This is a genomic window from Halalkalibacter oceani, from assembly GCF_023715705.1.
Classification (GTDB): Bacteria; Bacillota; Bacilli; order Bacillales; family Bacillaceae_D; genus Halalkalibacter; species Halalkalibacter oceani_A.
Genome location: NZ_JAMBOS010000027.1, coordinates 25699 through 44780 on the forward strand (window position 1 = coordinate 25699; position 19082 = coordinate 44780).

Here is a 19082-nt window from a genome sequence, read left to right on the forward strand (position 1 = left end):
TGCTATCTATCATGGTTTTAAGTTGGAAAGGAAGGGTTGGCATACTCTGATTTGTAAGCGCATTCATTGGGCGGATCATGTCTGATAATTTCCTGAGAATAGTGAGGTGATGCAAAAGTTTCGCTATGCTTTGGTTTGATGACAGAAATAATGAGATGGAGGAGCCTGATGAGTAATTTAATGAGTAGAAGAGAGTTTTTAAAGAGAACGGCACAGTGGGGAGCCTTTGGCACAGGGGCGTTGGCGGGTGCTCAATTGCTGTCCGCTTGTGCGTTGTCTGCCAGGCATGAGCCGGTCCTGGAAGGAAGGGGACAGGTTATTTATGCGAATAAAAGCTTAGGCTACTACTTTTTTATTATACAGCAGGAAGCGATGCACCGGGAAGTGGAAGCGCGCGGGTTCGAATTTATGGCGGCGATTTCAAATTTCAATGCGGAAAGGCAGGCGCTGCAGGTCAGACGAGCGGCGATGAAAAAGCCGGTCGCCATTATTTGCGATCCCGTTGACAGCAATGAAGAATTTATTCAGGTCATTGAAGAGGTGAGAAAGCAGGGGATTCCCGTTGGAGTGATTGATACCCCTTTGAACAAAGGGGATGTCTCGATTACGGTGGCATTCGATAATTATAAAGGCGGAATGATGGCGGCCGAGAAGATCGTCCGCTTATTAATCAAAAAATACGGCTCCCCCCGCGGAGTCGTGCTGAATTGTTACGGTTCATTAAGCAGTCTCGCCTGGAAGCTGCGAAAGGAAGGGTTTGAGAGAATACTGCAAAGATATCGTCATATCGAATTAATTAGCAAAGCGACTGAAGGCGATGTGACGAAAATGTACGAGGTGACAGAAGAAACATTGCGGGATTATCCAAATCTGGATGCAGTGCACGCTGCTTCTGAAACGCCGGCACGCGGTATTTACGAGGCGTTGAAGTCACGAAAACGACTTCATCCGGCCGGGAGCGTCGAGCATGTTATCTTTGTGACGATTGACGGTGAACCGATCGCCCATGAGTGGATCAAAGAAGGCTCGCTTGATGCCAGCATATCTCAGGATCCGATTGCTTATGCGGAAATATGTGTGGAATTACTTGATACGTATACGATCCAAAACAAGCCGATTCCATTTAAAACGTATTCAAATGATCGCTATTACTGGCAGGAGGCTGAGCTGCGCCCAACCGCCGCCGGTCCCCAGCTCGTTATCCCCCCGTTTGAGGTTAACCAAAGCAATGTGAATGATAAAAGACATTGGGCAAATATTGCCTTAAAGGAGTGGGGAATTAAATATGTTTAATCTAATTGACCAGAGGTGTTGTTGTTTCTAAAAAGGAGATGTTAGAAATAAAGGCGCTTTTTTTGATGTTTCGAAAAAGTATAAAGGTCCGTCTGCTGGCGTATTTTCTACTTATAAGCCTTCTCCCTATTTTGCTTGTCGGTTTTATCCCGTACTACAAATCGCAGGAAATTGTACAGCGGCAGGTGCTAGAATTTGCGCAAAGCACGGTAAATCAGCTTAATGAGAATATTACCTATTATTTAAAAGAAATGGATTTGATGGCCCGGATCATCTATTATCAGCTTCAGCTCTCAGTCAACCAGGATGAGCAGTCTGCCAACGATGATGCTCTTTTTCAACAGGAAGAAACAGAAGAACTGTTAATGGAGTTAAAAAACAATCGGCCGTTTATTGAAGATATACACGTCGTGGCTGCAAACCAGCAGGCGACAACGGCCAATGGACTAAAAAAGGAAGAGCTGGAAGCGACGGAATGGTTTTCGGACGCTCTGACGAGAATAGGGGAAAAAACATGGGTCGGTCCCCATCAAAATGAATATACAGTCCGACCATTGGCTGGGGAGGTCATTTCTCTCGTTCATCCTTTTTCGATTCACGATGACGCCGAGATCGTGACGATTATTATTGAGATGAAACAGGAGGAGCTGAACCTGCTTTTTACGAGACCGGATTTGCAAAACCTCGGGACTTTGCTGTTGATTGATAAATTTGGAGAGGTGATCTTCAGTACAGATCCGGAAATACTGGAAGATGGCGCCCAGCAATATATTAATACGATTAATCTGTTTGAACAGCTGAATCAGGAAAACCGCTTTATCTATGATATTAATTTTTTCAGCGGCTGGCGAATTGGGGCGCTCATTCCGGAAGAGCTTATTAATGAGAGCTTTCATTCGATTAGACTCACTGTTTTTATTCTGCTCGGTGTTTTTTTCTGTATCTCGACCGTGCTCGCCTGGCTTTTTTCAACGCGCTTTATTAACCCGCTTCGTCAGCTCCAGCGCGATATCCGCGAAGTTGAAAAAGGAAACTTCCAGATCAGGTCAGAGATTACGAGTATCGATGAAATAGGCGATTTGAGCCGCAGTTTTAACAAAATGATGCGGGAAATCGAAACGCTGATTGAGCAAATCTCGATTAACGAGAAAAAGAAAAAGCAAATCGAAATGCAGTCACTTCAATACCAAATCAACCCCCATTTTTTATACAACACGCTAAATTCAGTTCAATGGATCGCGAAGCTTCATCACGTACCTGATATAAGCGAGATGCTGACAAACTTGATTAAATTACTGCGGACAAGTTTAAATGCAACGAATCATCTTCATATGCTTGAAGAAGAGCTGGAGGTACTGAGCTTTTATTTGAAAATTCAGGACTTTCGCTATCCGGACAGCTATACCATTTCGTACGATATTCCGAAGGAACTCTTATCTACCTATGTCCCACGATTTATTTTGCAGCCGTTAGTTGAAAATATTTTCTTCCACGCATTTTCTGATGGGAAAGGCGACATCAAAATTGCCGCTATACGAGAGGACGGTTTATTGCGTCTTAGGGTGCAGGATAATGGACGAGGGATGTCGGCGGAAACAATCGAGAGGATCATGGCTAAAAAGCAGCCGGATAGCGGAAAGATGTCGAGTGGGGTTGGCATTCACAATGTCGATGACAAAATCAAGCTCTATTTCGGCTCAAGCTACGGACTTGCAATTTCGAGCCAGGAGGAGAACGGAACGACTATCGATCTTTATTTACCGATATCTTTTGAAAAAGAGGATGGTGAAGAGGATGTTAAACGTTTTATTAGTCGATGATGAATTTATCGTCCGTCAGGGGCTAAAAGCGATGATCAATTGGGATGATTACAAAATGAATGTTTTATTAGAAGCGAATAACGGCAAGGACGCCCTGGCGCTTTTGGAGGAGCATCAAATTGATGTGATCGTTACTGATATTCGGATGCCGCTGATGGATGGAATTGAGCTGACGAGAAAAGCGAAGGAAAGCTATCCGGATATGAAGGTGATGCTGCTCACCTGCTACGATGACTTTGAGTATGTGCAGGAGGCGGTGGCGCTTGGAGCGTCCGGCTATTTATTGAAAACCGACCTGGAAGGGGGCAGTCTGGAAAAGCAACTTCAAAAAATTTCCAAAGAGGTTCAGCAGGAGCGGGAAAAGCGGGAATCTTATCAGAGACTGGAAATGAGTGCGCGGGAATCGGCAGCGTTGATGAAAGAAAAACAAATCAAAAGCATTTTGAAGGGAGGGGAACCGGAGCTTACTCATCAGGAACTCAGCTTTCTCTTGGCTCCCCATCTGCTGCTCAAGATCGTGTTTGCTCAACATGTTTCGCTTGAAGATGTTGAACAAATTTTCTACCGGCTGTTCGCCAGGGACATCTCCTTTCTTTTTCAGCCGGAGGACCATTCTTTTCTTGCTCTGGCCGGTTTTCCAGCTGATTTAGGAAGCAGTCAGCAAAAAATGCTTGAGTGGAAGGCAAGGATGGCTGGAGAGCTGTTTGCTGAATTGAAGAAGCTGGAAGGAATCATGAACCTTTATGAAGGTATATCCTTTCAGCTCGATACTCTTTGTAAAACTTATCAGTCGCTTTGTATCATGGCTGAAGCGCACTGTTTTTATAATGGATTCGGTCATCTCGTGTCGGCCGAGGCGATCGGAAGTATTGAATGTGAACCGCCGGTGCTTGATTTTCATTCGTTACATCAATTAACAATTATGAGAGACTGGATTCAACTGAAGGCACAGTGTGAAGAGATCTTTTTGCTGTTTGAAACAGAACAGACCGATGTTGATACAGTTAAGATGGCGACAATGACGATGGTCGAGACCGTGATGCTCGGCTTGAGGTCAAATAGCAATCTCCATACGAAAAATTGGGGTAGCAACAGTCTTGATTATAAGGAAAAAGTGAAAGCGCTCCAGACGTTTGAGGATGTGAAAAACTGGTTTTACCACGGACTCGAGCAGCTGGAAGACAGCCGTCTACAATTTATCGGCGGGAGTCATCACGTCATTCGTCAGGCTGTGAGCTTTATCGAACAGCACTACGCCAGAGACCTGACACTGGAGGAGTTGTCCCGGGAGGTTGGCCTGAGCAAAAGCTATTTAAGCACGATGTTTAAAAAAGGAACCGGAAAAAGCTTTGTTGAATATGTAAATGATGTTCGGCTTGAAAAAGCGAAGGAGCTGTTTTTGCACTCTGATTATAAAATTTTTGAAGTAGCCGAAAAGGTCGGTTTTCATGACCCGAAATATTTTAGTAAACAGTTTAAACGGATGACTGGAATGTCTCCAAATCGCTTTCGCTCCATCTATTTGCAATAAGAAAGTCCCGGAAGGTCAGCATTTGATCTTCCGGCTTTTTTTGTTCACTTAAAAATTTTCCACCTTTTACAAATATAAACCACCTCAGCTATCCGAGTAAGCGCTACCAAAAAAATGTCCACTTAATTTGAAATTTTGGCTAACTCCATCTTTCCGCTTTTTGATTAAGATTTATCCATACAGAAAAACAGACGATTTCTGTAGGCGCAAAAGATTGGTGGAAGGAGGGATGCCGGTGAAGCAGGTGAGGGCCGCGGTGATAACCGAAAAAGCAAAAATCGGTTTGCAAACATTTCCTCTCCCTGAGCTGCATGAGGAAGACCTTCTCATAAAAGTTGAAATGTGTGGTGTATGTGGCTCAGATTTGCACATTTTTAAAGGGGATTGGGGGGAGCCGTACCCTTTGATTCCAGGACATGAATTTATCGGGATAGTCGAAGCAGCAGGATCGAGGGCGCTGCGCAAGCATCAAGTGGCGCTTGGCGACAGAGTCGCGGTGGAAATGATTTTGCCGTGCGGGACATGTCAGCCGTGCCGGGCAGGGCTGTACAATCTCTGCGTGTATGACGGCAAGGAGGGTCGGCAGTATGGCTGCAACATCAGCAGTGAACGGCAGCCCCATTTATATGGAGGCTGGGCGGAGTATTTATATGTGCCGGCTCAGGCCCTTGTTCATAAAATTCCGTCTCACGTTCCGTTAAAACGGGCCGTGCTGACTGAGCCACTTGCTGTCGCAGTCAGGGCGGTCAATTTGACACCGCCAAGGCTTGGAGACAGCGTCGCCGTTGTTGGTGCCGGACCGATTGGCTTACTGACTGTTGTCGCTGCCAAGGCGGCGGGAGCTTCCCCGGTTATGTTGATCGGCTCGCGTGAGGAACGGCTTGCCCTCGGAAAAGAGTTCGGGGCCGATGAAGTTCTTGATTACCGTGATAGAAATGTGCTTGAAACATTACAGAAGCATTTAGGCGGACAAGGAGCTGACATTGTCTTTGAAACAGCGGGTACGGCTCTGGCGCAAAGGCAAAGCCTAGAATACGCAAAACCTGGAGGCGTCGTCAATTATCTCGGTCTGACCGGCAATCAGCCGGTCCAGATTGAAACGGATAAGCAAATGACCTTTAAGGAACTGACGATCCGCTCGTCATTTCTTAGTGCATGGGCTTATCAGGGCGCGATTCAGATTATCGCGGGTGGTATGTATCCAATTGAAAAGATGATTACCCACCAGTTTTCATTGGAAGATGTGGAGGAGGCGCTGGCCTGCTCTGTAAATCGGAAGGGAAAAGCGATCAAGGTTGTCCTAGTACCATAGAAGTGAACAGGAGGAGAAAGCATGAGCTTAGTGTCAAAAGCAGCTGTACTTGATGGAATTGAAGGCCAGTTTCATATTCAGGAATATGAAGTGCCCGAACCGAAGAAAGGGGAGTTTATTTTACGGACGGAGTATGCTGGTGTTTGCGGGACAGATGTCCATATGTATTACGGTCATTTAAATACGGTGGAATATCCGATCGTGATGGGGCATGAATTTTGCGGGAAAATTGAAAAGCTCGGATCAGCCGATATTGTTGACAGCAACGGGCAGCAGGTGAAGGAAGGAGATCGGGTGGTAATCGTTCCTGGTGTCAGCTGCGGTGAATGCTATTATTGCAAAATCGCCAAAACGCCGACCCGTTGCAGTCATGTTCAAGCTTATGGCTTCCTGCCGAATCGGGAACCGCACTTACTATCAGGGGGGTTCAGTCAATATGTTCATATCAAGTATGAACATACATCATTTTTCAAAACGGAGCTGGAGCCGCATATCGCTGTACTAACCGAGCCGCTTTCGATTTGTGTCCACGGCTTTCAGCGCGCGGGTGGTGTCCGCTTTGGCAGCACGGTGCTCGTCCAGGGAACGGGAGCGATTGGTCTTGGGGCAATTGCCTTTGCAAAACGGTCGGGTGCGGCAAAAGTGATTGCTGTCGGCGGACCAAAGCGGCGTCTTGAACTGGCGAAGCAGATGGGGGCCGATGTGGTGATTGATATTGACGATGTGAAAGATCCACAGGAACGAATCAAATTGGTCAAGTCGGAAACAAAGGGTGGACGCGGGCCTGATATGGTCGTTGAATGCGCCGGCTTCCCGGGAGCCGTACCGGAAGGCTTGAGCTATCTTCGGGACAGCGCGGAATACATTGAACTGGGTCATTTTACGGATGTTGGCGGTGTTGAGATCAATCCGCATTGGCATATATTGCGGAACAATGCCAATATTCGCGGCGTTTGGGGAAGTGATGTTGAGCATATGGAGATGACGCTTTCAATTATCGAACGGCTTGAGCTACCTTATGACCAGCTTGTGACTCATAAGCTGCCGCTTGACCGGATAGGAGATGCGATTCAGGCGATGAGCAAAAAAGGGTACTCTCTTGATGGCAAGGAGCAAGTGATTAAAATTGCGATCGACCCTTGGCAGGCATTGGCGAATCAATAAGAAGGAGGAGATAGTATGCAAATGATCATCAATGGCGTGCAAAGAGCTGCCGCTTCACAAAAAGTGATTGAAGTCCGCAATATGGCGACGATGGAGCTGATTGATACAGTGCCGCAGGCAACAATTGAAGACGCGCAGGAGGCGTTGGAAGCGGCGCGGGAAGGGGCGAAGCTCTGGGCAGCGACGCCAATTTATAAGCGAGTGGAAATCATTGAACGTTTTGTAAGCGCTTTACGAGAGAGGCAGGAGGAGCTTGGCCGGCTGTTAAGTGCCGAAAACGGCAAAATTCTCGCTCAGGCGATTGGGGAAGTCGGCGTCGCGGCTAATCTTTTTCACGAGTTCGCGCAGGAATCGAAGCGGCTTTTCGGCCAGACCATTCCACTTGAAATCCAGGAAGGTCTTGAAGCGGACCTGATGATTACAAAGCGCGAGCCGTTAGGAGTGATAGTCGGGGTGCTGCCGTTTAACTTCCCGGTCGAGTTGTTCGCTCATAAGGCCGGGGCGGCGCTCGCCGCCGGAAACGCAATTGTGATCAAACCGCCGGAGGATGATCCGTTGACAATTATCAAAATGGTGGAGATGCTCCATGAAGCGGGAGTGCCTGGAAATGTGCTGCAGGTTGTGACGGGCTACGGGGAGGACGTAGGGGCTTATTTAACAAAAAGCCCGCTCGTTGACGCGATCAGTTTTACCGGAAGTACGGAAACAGGAACGGCAATATACGAAAGTGGCGCCAAAAACCTGTCGCGTGTCTTTCTTGAGCTCGGGGCGAATGATGCCCTGATCGTCTGCGAGGATGGCGATATTGAAAGTGCGGTCGATCATGCGATAGAAGGGCGCCTGCTTGCCAATGGTCAAGTGTGCTGCGCCAATAAGCGGCTTGTTGTTCATGAAAGCGTATTAGAGGCCTTTCAAAACCGTTTAACGGAGAAGCTGCATACGAAGAAGATCGGCAATCAGCTGGAGAAGGATACAGATGTTGGTCCACTAGTCAGCGAAGAAGCGGCAGTTCGGGTTGAACAGCAGATTCAGCAAACGGTGCAGCAAGGGGCCGAGTTGATTTTCGGAGGACGCCGCATCAACCGTACATTTATTGAACCGACTGTCCTTACAGGTGTGACAAGAGAGATGGATGTGGCAAAGAATATGGAAATTTTCGGTCCTGTGTTTTCAATCATCTCTTTTAAAACGTTTGATGAAGCGATTGAGATTGTCAATGATACGGTGTACGGCCTGAACTCTTCGATTTTCACCCGTGATATGAACAAAGCGATAGAGGCTGGCAATCGGATTGGGGCGGGGATCGTCTCGATTAACGGTGGAACTTGCTACCGACCGCTTTGCAGTGCCTTCGGCGGTTATAAGAAAAGCGGCATTGGCCGTGAAGGATCGGCGTATACGCTTGAGGAGCTGACTCAGCTGAAGAGCATTGTTCTGCGTGGAGTGATGAACTAAGACGAAGTGGATCAGGTCATTAGGCCACAGCGACGGGACTGGGCAAAAGGGAAGCGATCAGACTTTTGCCAAAGTCCCGCTGAAATCAAGAATATGGGGGGATGATGATGACGTTTACGAAAGGATTAACGGCTGTCCTTCTTTCGTTGCTGCTAGCGTTCGTTTTAGTTGGATGCGGCGGGGAAGAAGCGAGCACAGGCGAAGGAGAGGCGCCGACACCAGAAGGGGAAACAGAGGAACCGGCAGGTGGCGATGAAACTGAACAGGCGACAGGTGAGCTGCCGGATGACGGGCTGATTGCCCTATCTCATAAAAGTCTTGATTACTATGCTTTTGTAGCGATGCAGGAAGCGGCCAAGAAGAAAACGGAGGAATACGGCTGGCAATTTGAATCGGCCGTCGCCGATTTCGATTCAGCGCGGCAAATGAATCAATTCGTTAACTTTATTTCAAAGAAACCGTTGGCGATTATCTCAGATCCAAATGATAGTGAAGGATTAATTACTGCGATTGATCAGGCCCGGGATGCCGGGATTCCTGTCGGTGTCTTTGATACGCCGACAACAGGCGGGGATGTCGCGTTTACGATTGCTTTTGATAACTATAAGGCTGGAGAAATGGCGGCTCAGGAAATTGTCGACCGTCTTGTGGAGAAGTACGGTGAAGCGAAAGGGACCGTTCTTAATGCCTACGGGGCGATGTCGAGCTCTGCCTGGAGAGCGCGTAAGGAAGGCTTTGACGCTGTCATGGCGGAGTATCCCAATATCACTTACTTGGCGATGCCAGCTGAAGGTGATATGAGACTTACACAGGATGCCGCCTTAAATGCGATCGCCCAGCATGGCTTCCTCGATGCCGTCCATGCGCCGAGTGACACTCCGGCTATGGGATTGTATGAAGCATTAAAGCAGACCGGTCATTTAAAAAAGGTTGGCGAAGAAGGGCATGTGATTTTTGTCACAATTGATGCTGAGCCGATTGCACTCCAACGGGTGGAGGAAGGCTATTATGATGCGACGATCAATCAGGATTGTGTCGCTTATGGAGAAATTGTGCTGGAGATGCTGGCTGAATATACACTGCAAGGGAAAGAAGTTCCGGTTGGCACCACGTATGAAAATGATAAATATTACTGGAAATCAGCTGACATTATCGAAGGCGAAGCCGGGCCTCATATGGTGATAGATCCATATGTGATTGATGCAAGCAATGTCGATGATCCTACTCATTGGGGAAATGTAGCCTGGAACGAGTATGGGATTCGCTATTAAGGCGGTAAAGCAAGCTGAAAGAGAGGCGCCCCAAGGGAAAAAGCTGGGGCTCTCTTTTGGCAAGGTCAGGAGGGAGATAGATGCTGCTTAAGGTGAATCATGTTTATAAAAGCTACGGTAACAAGCGGGTCCTTTTTGATAATAATCTGGAGGTGGATCACGGGGAAATTCACGGTCTTGTCGGGAAAAATGGAGCCGGCAAAACAACGCTCGTGAAAATCATTTCCGGGGTGCTGACCGATTATGAAGGTGATGTTTTGTTCAATGATAAAACGATTAACCATCTTTCGGTAATTGAAAGACAGCAGGAAGGAATCTATGTTGTGCCGCAGCATGCGGCGATCATTCCTGAGTTTAGCATCGCTGAAAATATCTTTTTAGGCACCTGGCCGCGGGATAGGTTCGGGCAGGTCAATTGGAAGGAGCTTTATAAAAATGCCGCAAAAGCGCTGGCAGAATACGGACTCCCTTATGACCCGGCGATGAAAGGGAAGAAGCTGTCCTTAGTGGAGCAGAGGAAGCTCAATATTGTCCGGGCCTTATTTAGTAAGGCAAAGCTCGTTATTTTAGATGAGCCGACGACCGCTTTATCGGCCGAGGAAAGAGACAGCCTTTTTGATTTTATTGAGGAGCTACGGAAGAAAGGCACGAGCTTTATTCTGATCTCGCACTATTTGGAGGAAATTTTAAAGCTGTGCGATACCATTACGGTCAACCGTGACGGCCAGTGCTATACGGGCTATAAGAAGGGCGAAGTTGATGAAGAAACACTGTCGACATTAATCGTCGGGAAAAACATCGAACTCAGCTCGCGTCCAGAGGAGGAGCGGATGAAGAAAAAGGAACCGCTGCTCGTCTGCGAAACTATTAGCGGGAAGGGAATGCAAGGGATATCGTTTGAAGCAGGCAAGGGCGAGATACTCGGACTGGTAGGGTTCCCCGGTTCTGGAGCAAGAGAGCTGGCACGTGCGCTCAGCGGCCTGCATCCGATCAGCGCCGGGCACATCAAGCTCAATGGCAGCGACATCCCGCTCCCTAAAAACCCGGCTCAGGCTGTCAGGCAGAAGATCATTTATGTTTCCTATGATCGTCATAAGGAAGGTGTCGTCCAACTGCTGTCGATCAAGAAAAATATGAGTTTGTCGATTCTGGAATCGTCATTGAAGCGGCTGTTCGGATTTATAGATGAAAGACAGGAAGACAGAAACGCGCGGGAATACTTTGAAAAGCTGAATATCCTCGCCGGCTCCGTCAATGAAGCTGTCGGTCAGTTGAGCGGTGGGAATCAGCAGAAGGTCGTCCTGTCAAAGGCGCTCAGCTGTCAGCCCGAAGTGCTTATTCTTGATGAACCGACTGTCGGAATCGATGTTAAAAGCCGGGAAGAAATTCTCGCTTTAATTCATGAATTGACGAAAGTGAGAGGACTGACCGTGCTCTATTTAACGAATGATTATAATGAATTATTACGAATTGCTGACCGGCTGCTCTTCTTTGACCGTGGAAAGGTAGTGACGGAAAGGGTGAATCTCAACCTGACGACGGATGAGGTGATTGGAATCAGGGATGAAGCAAAGGAAGGTGAGGCGTCATGAGTGTCAAAGAAACAAATCTTGCCGTTCAGCAGCAGAAGAGTTTAACGGCAAATCGCAACTGGCTGGAATTTAGCGCGAATAATATTGTCTGGTTCCTTTTAATCGCGGCCATTTTAATTATGGGTTCGATCAATTCGATTTTCTTTTCGGTTTCCATCTTGCAAAACATTCTGGTGCAAACCGCCGTTTTAGGAGTGTTAACCGCCGGTCTGGCTCACGTGTTAATTATCGGTGAAATTGATTTGTCGGTTACCGGTGTGCTGGCTTTCAGTGCTGGGCTTGGAACCTTCTTAATGAATAATGGCTTACCCTGGTTTATTGCTATTATCGTCATCGTTCTCTTCGGGCTGCTGATCGGTCTGATTAACGGCATTTTGATAGCGAAGCTGAAAGCCGCGGCGTTGATTGAGACATTGGCGATGGGACTGATCCTTCAAGGGGCATTAATGGCCTTAACGCAGGGGCGTTCGATTGTTAATTTTCCTGAAGCCTTTACGTGGATTGGCAAAGGCTCTATTTTAGGCATGCCGGTGCTGCCGATCCCCTTTTTGCTTTGCTATGTGCTCATTTATTTCATTTGGAAAAAAACCGTCTTCGGCCGCAGCCTGTTTGCGACGGGAGGCAATACGACAAGCGCTCATGTAAGTGGAATTCCGGTCGACCGCGTCAAAATTTACGCCTTTACAATTTCTGGGACGCTTGCCGGCTTTTCCGGCTACTTGCTCGCTGCCTATATGGGCGCCGTAACGATGACATTTGGTCAGGATTTCTTAATGTATACACTTGCTGCCGCGGTGATCGGCGGCGTGAGTCTGACCGGAGGACGCGGCAATATTTCCGGTGTGCTTGGAGGCGTCCTGCTGTTGACAGTGATCCAGGTTGGACTGCAAGTGCTTGGCATTTCCTCCTATTTTGTCACGATGGTCGGAGGGGCGATGATCTTCGTTGCCGTTATGGTTGATGCGTTAAAAACAAGATATTTGCGCTTTTAAAGATAAAAAGGCTATTCCGTTCAACGATTCGGAATAGCCTTTTATCTTCGATTGGAATGGAGGGGATGTTTAATTTTACGGCGGAAAGGAAACGGTATACTAGAGGATTTCTTATTTAAATAAGAAAGGAAGCGATGAAGATGAATAATGTGACAGCCGGTTTTCAAGTACTGCCGAATGGACAGGATGTCGATACGAATGGGATGATTCCACGAATTGTTGATGTGGTGAAGGAGTCGGGACTGCGCTATCACGTCGGACCGATGGAGACGGTCGTTGAGGGCAACATTGATGAGGTCTTTAGCCTGCTGAAACGAACACAGGAGCTCGGAGTCGAGCTTGGCGCCTCTGAGGTTTTGACGAACATTAAGATCCATTACAATCCCGACGGCGTTTCGATTGAAGATAAGATGACGCATGTTAATTAAGTCCTAGTCTTCCAGCTTGGAGATGAGGTCAAGAGCCCTATAGAGTAGACGCAAATAAAGCGGTCTATCTATAGGGCTTTTTTGTGGAATGGAAAAAGGTGGAGCGGTTAAACGTAGTTGAAGACAATATGCCAGGTGTCTAGTATTCTTGGAGGGCATAGCTGAAAGAAGTTAGACTGGATGTCTGTAAAAACATGGGTAGTGGTGATACAGTATGAGTAGAACGGAAAACGGGGGCGATGAATAGCCAAGGAAAGCAGGGTTTTACTCGGTATTACAACTGTTTTTGCTATAAAGGCTGGAGGTGGTTTGAGAATGTTTCGTGTAGCTGTTTGTGATGACGACGAGCGACAACGGGAGCATGTTAAGCAGCTATTGCTTGCTTTGTCGGTCAAAGCCGGTATTGATTTTGAAATTGAGTTATTTCAATCGGGGGAGCAGCTCGTAGCTCACTACGAGAGAGGCTCTCTGCCGTTCCATATTCTCATTTTAGATGTTGAAATGGGCGGAATGAACGGAATTGCAGCTGCCCAGAAGATAAGAGCATTGGGCCATTTGGATGAACAAATCATTTTCTTAACAAGTTACCCTGAATACATGGTGGAAAGCTTTAATGTCATTACGTTTCAGTATTTGCTAAAGCCTGTGGCACCTGAGGTTCTTGAGGAGAAAGTAGGGATGCTATGTACATATCTCCAAGCTATGGATAGAAAGCTTCTGGTGATTAAGTCGGGACCGGAAAAAGTGGTTTTGAAATACGACGATATCATAGCAATCGAATCAGTCAAAAGTATAACGGTAAAAAACAAATTAAAATTCATAACAGTTCATCAAACTATTGAGAGCAAAGGGCTAATCTCGAAATATGCGGATACGTTGAAGAGCAGTAATTTTTTGCAGATCCATCGCGCAATTATCATTAATTTGGTTCATGTCGTGAAATTCGCCGGACCTAACGTGTTGATGTCCAATGGTGAAAGAATGCCGATTGGCCGATCAAAAGTCAAAGAAGTGAAAGAATGCTACACGAAATTTATGGTCCTGAAGGGGAATTCATTTGGCTCCCTTTAATTTTCCCATTCTTTTGAGTATAACCTTTGCGCTGGGTTTTCAACTCCTGCTCTACTTTGACTCGGTTTTTGGCAGCTATGCTCGAAAGCGACGAGGGCTTTTTCACTTCACTGTCTTCGGGCTATTAAGTATGCTTTATTTGGCAATTGATCTGGGGGCGGTTTTTTCCTCTTTTCTGGCTCTGTTTTTAGTATATAGTCTTGCCGATTTATATCAGGTTGAGTTGAAAAACAAAATCCTTCACTCCATTTTGTACGCGGTTTTGATGTCTATTGTGAATTTTATCTCTATTTATATTCTGTTTATAATCGATTCCGATAGTTTTTTTAATTTTGAACCGGTCAATCTTTCGACTACCGGAAAGTCTCTCCTGCTTAGCTGTATTCTGATGTTTGCCGTCATTCAGTTCATACGGTTGATGGTCAAGCAACAGCTGTCTCCGTTACCTTATCGCTACTACTTTTTGTTTCTGTTTATACCGGGGATAAGCATTTATCTGGTAAATGTATTGGCGTATTATAGCGAGAAGAATACGCATTTTTTCATTTCGGTAATTGGGCTGCTGTTCTTGAATATGTTTGTCATTTATATGTTTGAAACAATGATGGAGAAATTACGGCTTGGGCAAGAGAAGGATAAATTAAAAAAACAGATGGAATACCAAGAAGCTAACTACGAGAAAACCGTCCATAACTTCAAATCGATCAAACAAATTATCCATGATACAAATCACCATTTTTTATATATCGAAGAATGTATCAAGAGAAATGAACCTTTATTGGCTGTAGACCATATTAGGCTTACATTGAACAAAGTGGAAGACACGTATCATCGAGTAAACACAGGCAATCTGGTAATCGACGCTCTCGTTACAAATGCCTTGAATATTGGACAGACAAGCGGGATCAGAGTGGATACGAAGCTGAGTCTACACTCTCAGCAATTGAACATTGAACGTTACGATTTATGTGTCGTCCTCGGCAATATGCTCGACAATGCAATGGAAGCGTCTAAGAGAGTGAGAAGAGTGGGGGATCGCTACATTCTGGTTCGGATTCATTCAACTGAAACCGCCTTATCAATCCAAGTAATGAATCATACAGAGGGGGAGGTTACCAGTTTCAAAAGTAAAAAGCCAAACCGAGAGTATCATGGGATCGGCCTAACGAATATTTCTAATATTTGTGATAAATATGGTGGGAGTATGGCCATCGAAACGAGCAAGACAACGTTTACTATAATGGCGGTTTTGCCACTCGGGGGTTGATTTTTGCGTTTCAGGGCGGTTCCACCCCACACTTCCTCTCTTTAATGTAAGATTTAGTACCTAATCAAAAATAGGTACAAGGAGGAAACGAGTTTGAAGAAATATCTGATAGGACTCTTGGCTGGTCTGTTCATATTGACCCCGACAGCAGGAGGAAGCTTTGCACATGAAGATGAGCCGTTTAAGGAGAAAATTGACGCTCTTGCTTCTACGGTCATAGCCGATTATGACGTGTCCAGTTTGCAGTACGCGATTATGGATCAAGGAGAGATTCAATTATCTGATCATGCCGGAGTAAACGACCAGGCCACGGGAGAGTCTGTTACGAAGGACACGATGTATGGCATCGGTTCGGTAAGTAAGATGTATGTATCAGCGGCAACGATGATGCTCGTCGATAAAAACCTGGTGGACCTCGATGAACCATTGACCTCGTATATTAAGGACTTTCAAATGGCGGATGAGCGTTATCAGCAAATTACACCACGGATGTTATTAAACCACTCGTCAGGCTTATATGGCTCTCACTATGAAAACATTATGTTGTTTGATGATAATGATACGCAAAGCCATGATGAGCTTTTGCAGAAACTGAGAACCGAACATCTGAAATCTGACCCGGGGGAGTATTCTGTTTATTGCAATGACGGGTTTACGTTGCTGGAAATATTGGTGGAACGGGTGAGCGGGATGACCTATAACGAATTTGTTGATCAGTATATCAGTACACCGCTGGACTTACATTCGACGAAGACACCGCTTGATACCTTTGATCGAGAAAGGCTTGCTAAAACGTATTTTCCCGGGATAGACAAAGCGCTACCGGCAGAGAATGCCAATGTTCTTGGCGCTGGCGGTATTTATTCCACGGCCGAGGAAGTGGCAAAGTTTGCCGAACTGTTAATGGGGAACCGGCCGGATTTATTATCAGAAAGATCCGCAGACGTAATGAAAAATGATGAATATCGAAATGGAATTTGGGTTGAAGAGGAGACGAATATTTTCAACTATGGTCTCGGCTGGGATTCTGTAAGCTTGTCGCCGTTCAGCGACTATGGGATCACTGCATTGTCCAAAGGCGGCGATACGGTAATGTATCATGCTGCTCTGATCGCCGTTCCGGAATATAATATTTCGATCGTGGCGTTATCATCGGGAGGAAGCTCGTTATATAATAATGCATTCGCGACTGCAGCATTACTCCAATACATGATCGAAAAAGAGATAGTTGACGAGCTTCAACCGGATCAAGCTTTTGACATTCCAGAAAAAGCAGAACAGCCAAGCGAGGAGATCCAAGCTTATTCGGGAGTGTATGGTTTAGTGGGAGAAACCATTGAGGTAAACATTCAACAAGGTGAGGTGGAGATGCCGGCGCAATTGGGCGGCGTCATTCCAGCGCAGACTTACATGTATGCAGGCGATGGACGGTTTACGAGCAGCGACGGAAGTGCCTCCATTAGCTTTGTCGAGGAGAGCAACGGCCATACTTATTTGAAGCTGGACGCCTATTTGAACTTTCCCGGGCTTTCTCAAATGAGGATGGTATCCTATGAATATCAAAAGCTGGACGTAAACCCTCTGAATGAGGCAGTGGAAGAGAAATGGCAAGCGAGAGACGGAAAAACGTATTATGCCCTTGAAGAAAAGATCAATTCATTGTTTTACTTATCCTCATCACTACTGAATAAAACCGTATCTCTGGATTTGCAACAAGGTTATGCGAATGCCACAAAGATCGTGGATGCGAACCATTCGGTGAATGCTGTTGAAATACCAAATATGAACGGAAGAGACGCCTTTGATTTTCATTTCCATGAAGGGAATGATGCCGAGTACTTGACGGTTAATGGCCAATCTTTCATAAGTGAGGATTCCATCAATCCGATTTACGGAGGTCAGTCTTCGATCACAACGATCCTGTCAGATGGTCATGCAAGATGGTATACGATTGATGAAGAGTCCGCTGATAAAAAAATGATCGTTGACATTCAAGGAAATGGTGGTTATCTCGTCTATGATGCAGACGGAACATTGCTGTATTCGTCCCTTATCAGTGATGAAGCTGCGGTTGAACTGTCAACGGGGGGAAAAGTTGTCTTCGGAGGAAATGCAGGAGATGTCTTTCATATTCGGATGAGTGAGTAAGGAAGTTTAGTAAGGGATGGATGGTGACATAGAGTAGAACAATTAGGAAAGTGATAAGTGAGTGAACCACCTGATCTCCTCAGAGTCGAGGGGGCAGGTGGCTTTACTTTTTTTTGAACAATTTACAGGAAGCCTCCGGGTGCAAAACGTTGAATCAAACTATTATGCAAATTCATTCGAAAAAACGAGACTGCTGAAAAAGTCCCTTTTTCGTAACTCGAAGAAGAGTCATGGCTCCGCACGTTGCGGCCTTGCTACGAGAAATCTACTCGTAGCAAGGCTTTCAAAATCAGGCAACGGCTACGCTCATGATTGAAAAGCTGCTGAAAAAGTAAAAATCGTACTTTTTCAGCAGCTTCAAAAAAACAAAGATTTAAAGGTATAATTCATGAAAAATTGAATTTATATTTAAGAAGAAAGAGTAGTAGCTGCGTCAGTATAAAGCATGTAGACCAGGCTATTTTCAAGGTTATTATTCAGAATATGATTTATTTTCAGAATAATAACCGCTATACTTACAATTGGAGAGAATGAAAATCGGAAAGGGTGAAAAGGATGAAGGCGGTTGTTGTGGCAGAGCATGGTGGACCTGATGTGTTGCGAATTGAAGATCGGGAGATTCCTGAAATTTCGGCAACAGAGGTATTGATCAAGGTTGAAGCGATAAGTGTCAACTTCGCTGATATTAAAGCGCGGGTGGGCGAGTATCATGGACAGACCGGATTCCCTTTTACTCCCGGACTAGATTGTGCCGGGGTGATTGTCAAGGCAGGCGAGGAGGTTCGTGATTTAAAAGAAGGGCAGCGGGTTATGGCTTTTCCAAAAGGCGGCTCCTATGCGGAATATGTCTGTGCTGATCCTGTTTTGACATACGCACTTCCCGATGAATTGGACAGTGAAACAGCTGCCGCTTCGTTAACGGTTGGCGTTACCGCTTATAATGTGCTAAAGAAAATGGCAGGGCTCATGAAAGGCGAATCGATTTTGATCCATGCGTCAGCGGGCGGAATCGGAACGACGGCTGTTCAGCTGGCAAAGCTTTTCGGAGCGGCAACCATCATCGGCACGGTTGGCAGCGACGAAAAAAAACAGCTTGTCGAATCGCTTGGAGCTGATCATGTTATTAATTACCGCGAGCAGAACTTTGTCGATGAAGTGATGAAACTAACGAAGGAAGAAGGTGTGGATGTAATTCTTGATACGGTTGCCGGCGACAATTTCAACCGGAGTATGGAATGTCTAAGCCATTTCGGACGGATTGTTAATTTCGGTCATGCCAATGACGGATCTCATCCCGGCGAAGTGAAGACGAATGCCCTGCATTCGAGCTGCCGGACGGTAATTGGCTACAGTACGGGTACGTACCGGAAAAGAAGACCCGCTTTTCTGCGAGACAGTGCTGAACAGCTGATTCAGTTATTAGTCGGGGGAAAGCTCCAGATGCAAATTTCCGAACGGTTTCCATTGGCGGAAGCCGGGCAGGCACAAGCCCATGTTGAGAGTAGAAAGAGTACGGGAAAGATTCTGCTAATCCCTTAAATTTGTAAGCGTTTTATTAGTCTGGCCTGTTAACGGTGTAACAGCTGCATAAACAATTCGGAAGCAGCTTCTCATGGTAAAATAGCTGGTAGAGTTCCTAACTTAAAAGAAGAGTAGAGAGTTTTTTTAGTGGTGAAGGACTGGGAGGTTACCTCTTTTGAGCGTGAAGGAAGGGCAGATATTCTTTCTTAATGAGCGT

14 protein-coding genes are annotated in these 19082 nt (G+C 46.1%); all 14 read left to right on the forward strand.

The window, feature by feature from the left end:
• Positions 1–168: 168 nt before the first annotated feature.
• Positions 169–1293 carry a sugar ABC transporter substrate-binding protein gene (locus M3212_RS18285; protein WP_251195398.1) on the forward strand — a complete coding sequence of 375 codons (1125 nt, stop codon included), beginning with the start codon at positions 169–171 and terminating at the stop codon, positions 1291–1293.
• 65 nt (positions 1294–1358) lie between these two features.
• A complete protein-coding gene (locus M3212_RS18290; RefSeq protein WP_251195399.1) occupies positions 1359–3113 on the forward strand; it encodes a cache domain-containing sensor histidine kinase in 1755 nt (584 codons plus the stop codon).
• Positions 3088–4644, forward strand: coding sequence for a response regulator transcription factor (locus tag M3212_RS18295; protein WP_251195400.1), 1557 nt, complete (start codon positions 3088–3090; stop codon positions 4642–4644). The genes M3212_RS18290 and M3212_RS18295 overlap by 26 nt, the downstream gene beginning before the upstream one ends.
• A 235-nt stretch (positions 4645–4879) precedes the next feature.
• Positions 4880–5956, forward strand: a complete 1077-nt coding sequence (locus M3212_RS18300) for a zinc-dependent alcohol dehydrogenase (protein ID WP_251195401.1) — start codon at positions 4880–4882, stop codon at positions 5954–5956.
• A 21-nt stretch (positions 5957–5977) separates the two neighbouring features.
• Positions 5978–7120: a zinc-binding dehydrogenase gene (locus M3212_RS18305; protein ID WP_251195402.1), complete on the forward strand. Its 1143-nt coding sequence runs from the start codon at positions 5978–5980 to the stop codon at positions 7118–7120.
• Positions 7121–7135: 15 nt separating this feature from the next.
• Positions 7136–8575 carry an aldehyde dehydrogenase family protein gene (locus M3212_RS18310; protein ID WP_251195403.1) on the forward strand — a complete coding sequence of 480 codons (1440 nt, stop codon included), beginning with the start codon at positions 7136–7138 and terminating at the stop codon, positions 8573–8575.
• A 107-nt stretch (positions 8576–8682) separates the two neighbouring features.
• Positions 8683–9846, forward strand: coding sequence for a sugar ABC transporter substrate-binding protein (locus M3212_RS18315; protein WP_251195404.1), 1164 nt, complete (start codon positions 8683–8685; stop codon positions 9844–9846).
• 80 nt (positions 9847–9926) lie between these two features.
• Positions 9927–11438, forward strand: a complete 1512-nt coding sequence (locus M3212_RS18320) for a sugar ABC transporter ATP-binding protein (RefSeq protein WP_251195405.1) — start codon at positions 9927–9929, stop codon at positions 11436–11438.
• A complete protein-coding gene (locus M3212_RS18325; RefSeq protein WP_251195406.1) occupies positions 11435–12430 on the forward strand; it encodes an ABC transporter permease in 996 nt (331 codons plus the stop codon). Before M3212_RS18320 ends, M3212_RS18325 begins: the two co-directional genes overlap by 4 nt.
• A 140-nt stretch (positions 12431–12570) precedes the next feature.
• The gene (locus M3212_RS18330) at positions 12571–12858 is read left to right on the forward strand and encodes a thiamine-binding protein (protein WP_251195407.1); all 288 of its coding nucleotides are present in this window, start codon (positions 12571–12573) and stop codon (positions 12856–12858) included.
• Positions 12859–13173: 315 nt separating this feature from the next.
• On the forward strand, positions 13174–13929 hold the full coding sequence (locus M3212_RS18335) for a LytR/AlgR family response regulator transcription factor (RefSeq protein WP_251195408.1): 756 nt from the start codon (positions 13174–13176) through the stop codon (positions 13927–13929).
• On the forward strand, positions 13916–15196 hold the full coding sequence (locus M3212_RS18340; RefSeq protein ID WP_434084062.1) for a GHKL domain-containing protein: 1281 nt from the start codon (positions 13916–13918) through the stop codon (positions 15194–15196). The genes M3212_RS18335 and M3212_RS18340 overlap by 14 nt, the downstream gene beginning before the upstream one ends.
• A 93-nt stretch (positions 15197–15289) precedes the next feature.
• Positions 15290–17344 carry a serine hydrolase gene (locus tag M3212_RS18345; protein ID WP_251195410.1) on the forward strand — a complete coding sequence of 685 codons (2055 nt, stop codon included), beginning with the start codon at positions 15290–15292 and terminating at the stop codon, positions 17342–17344.
• Positions 17345–17899: 555 nt separating this feature from the next.
• A complete protein-coding gene (locus M3212_RS18350) occupies positions 17900–18883 on the forward strand; it encodes a quinone oxidoreductase family protein (protein WP_251195411.1) in 984 nt (327 codons plus the stop codon).
• Positions 18884–19082: the final 199 nt, after the last annotated feature.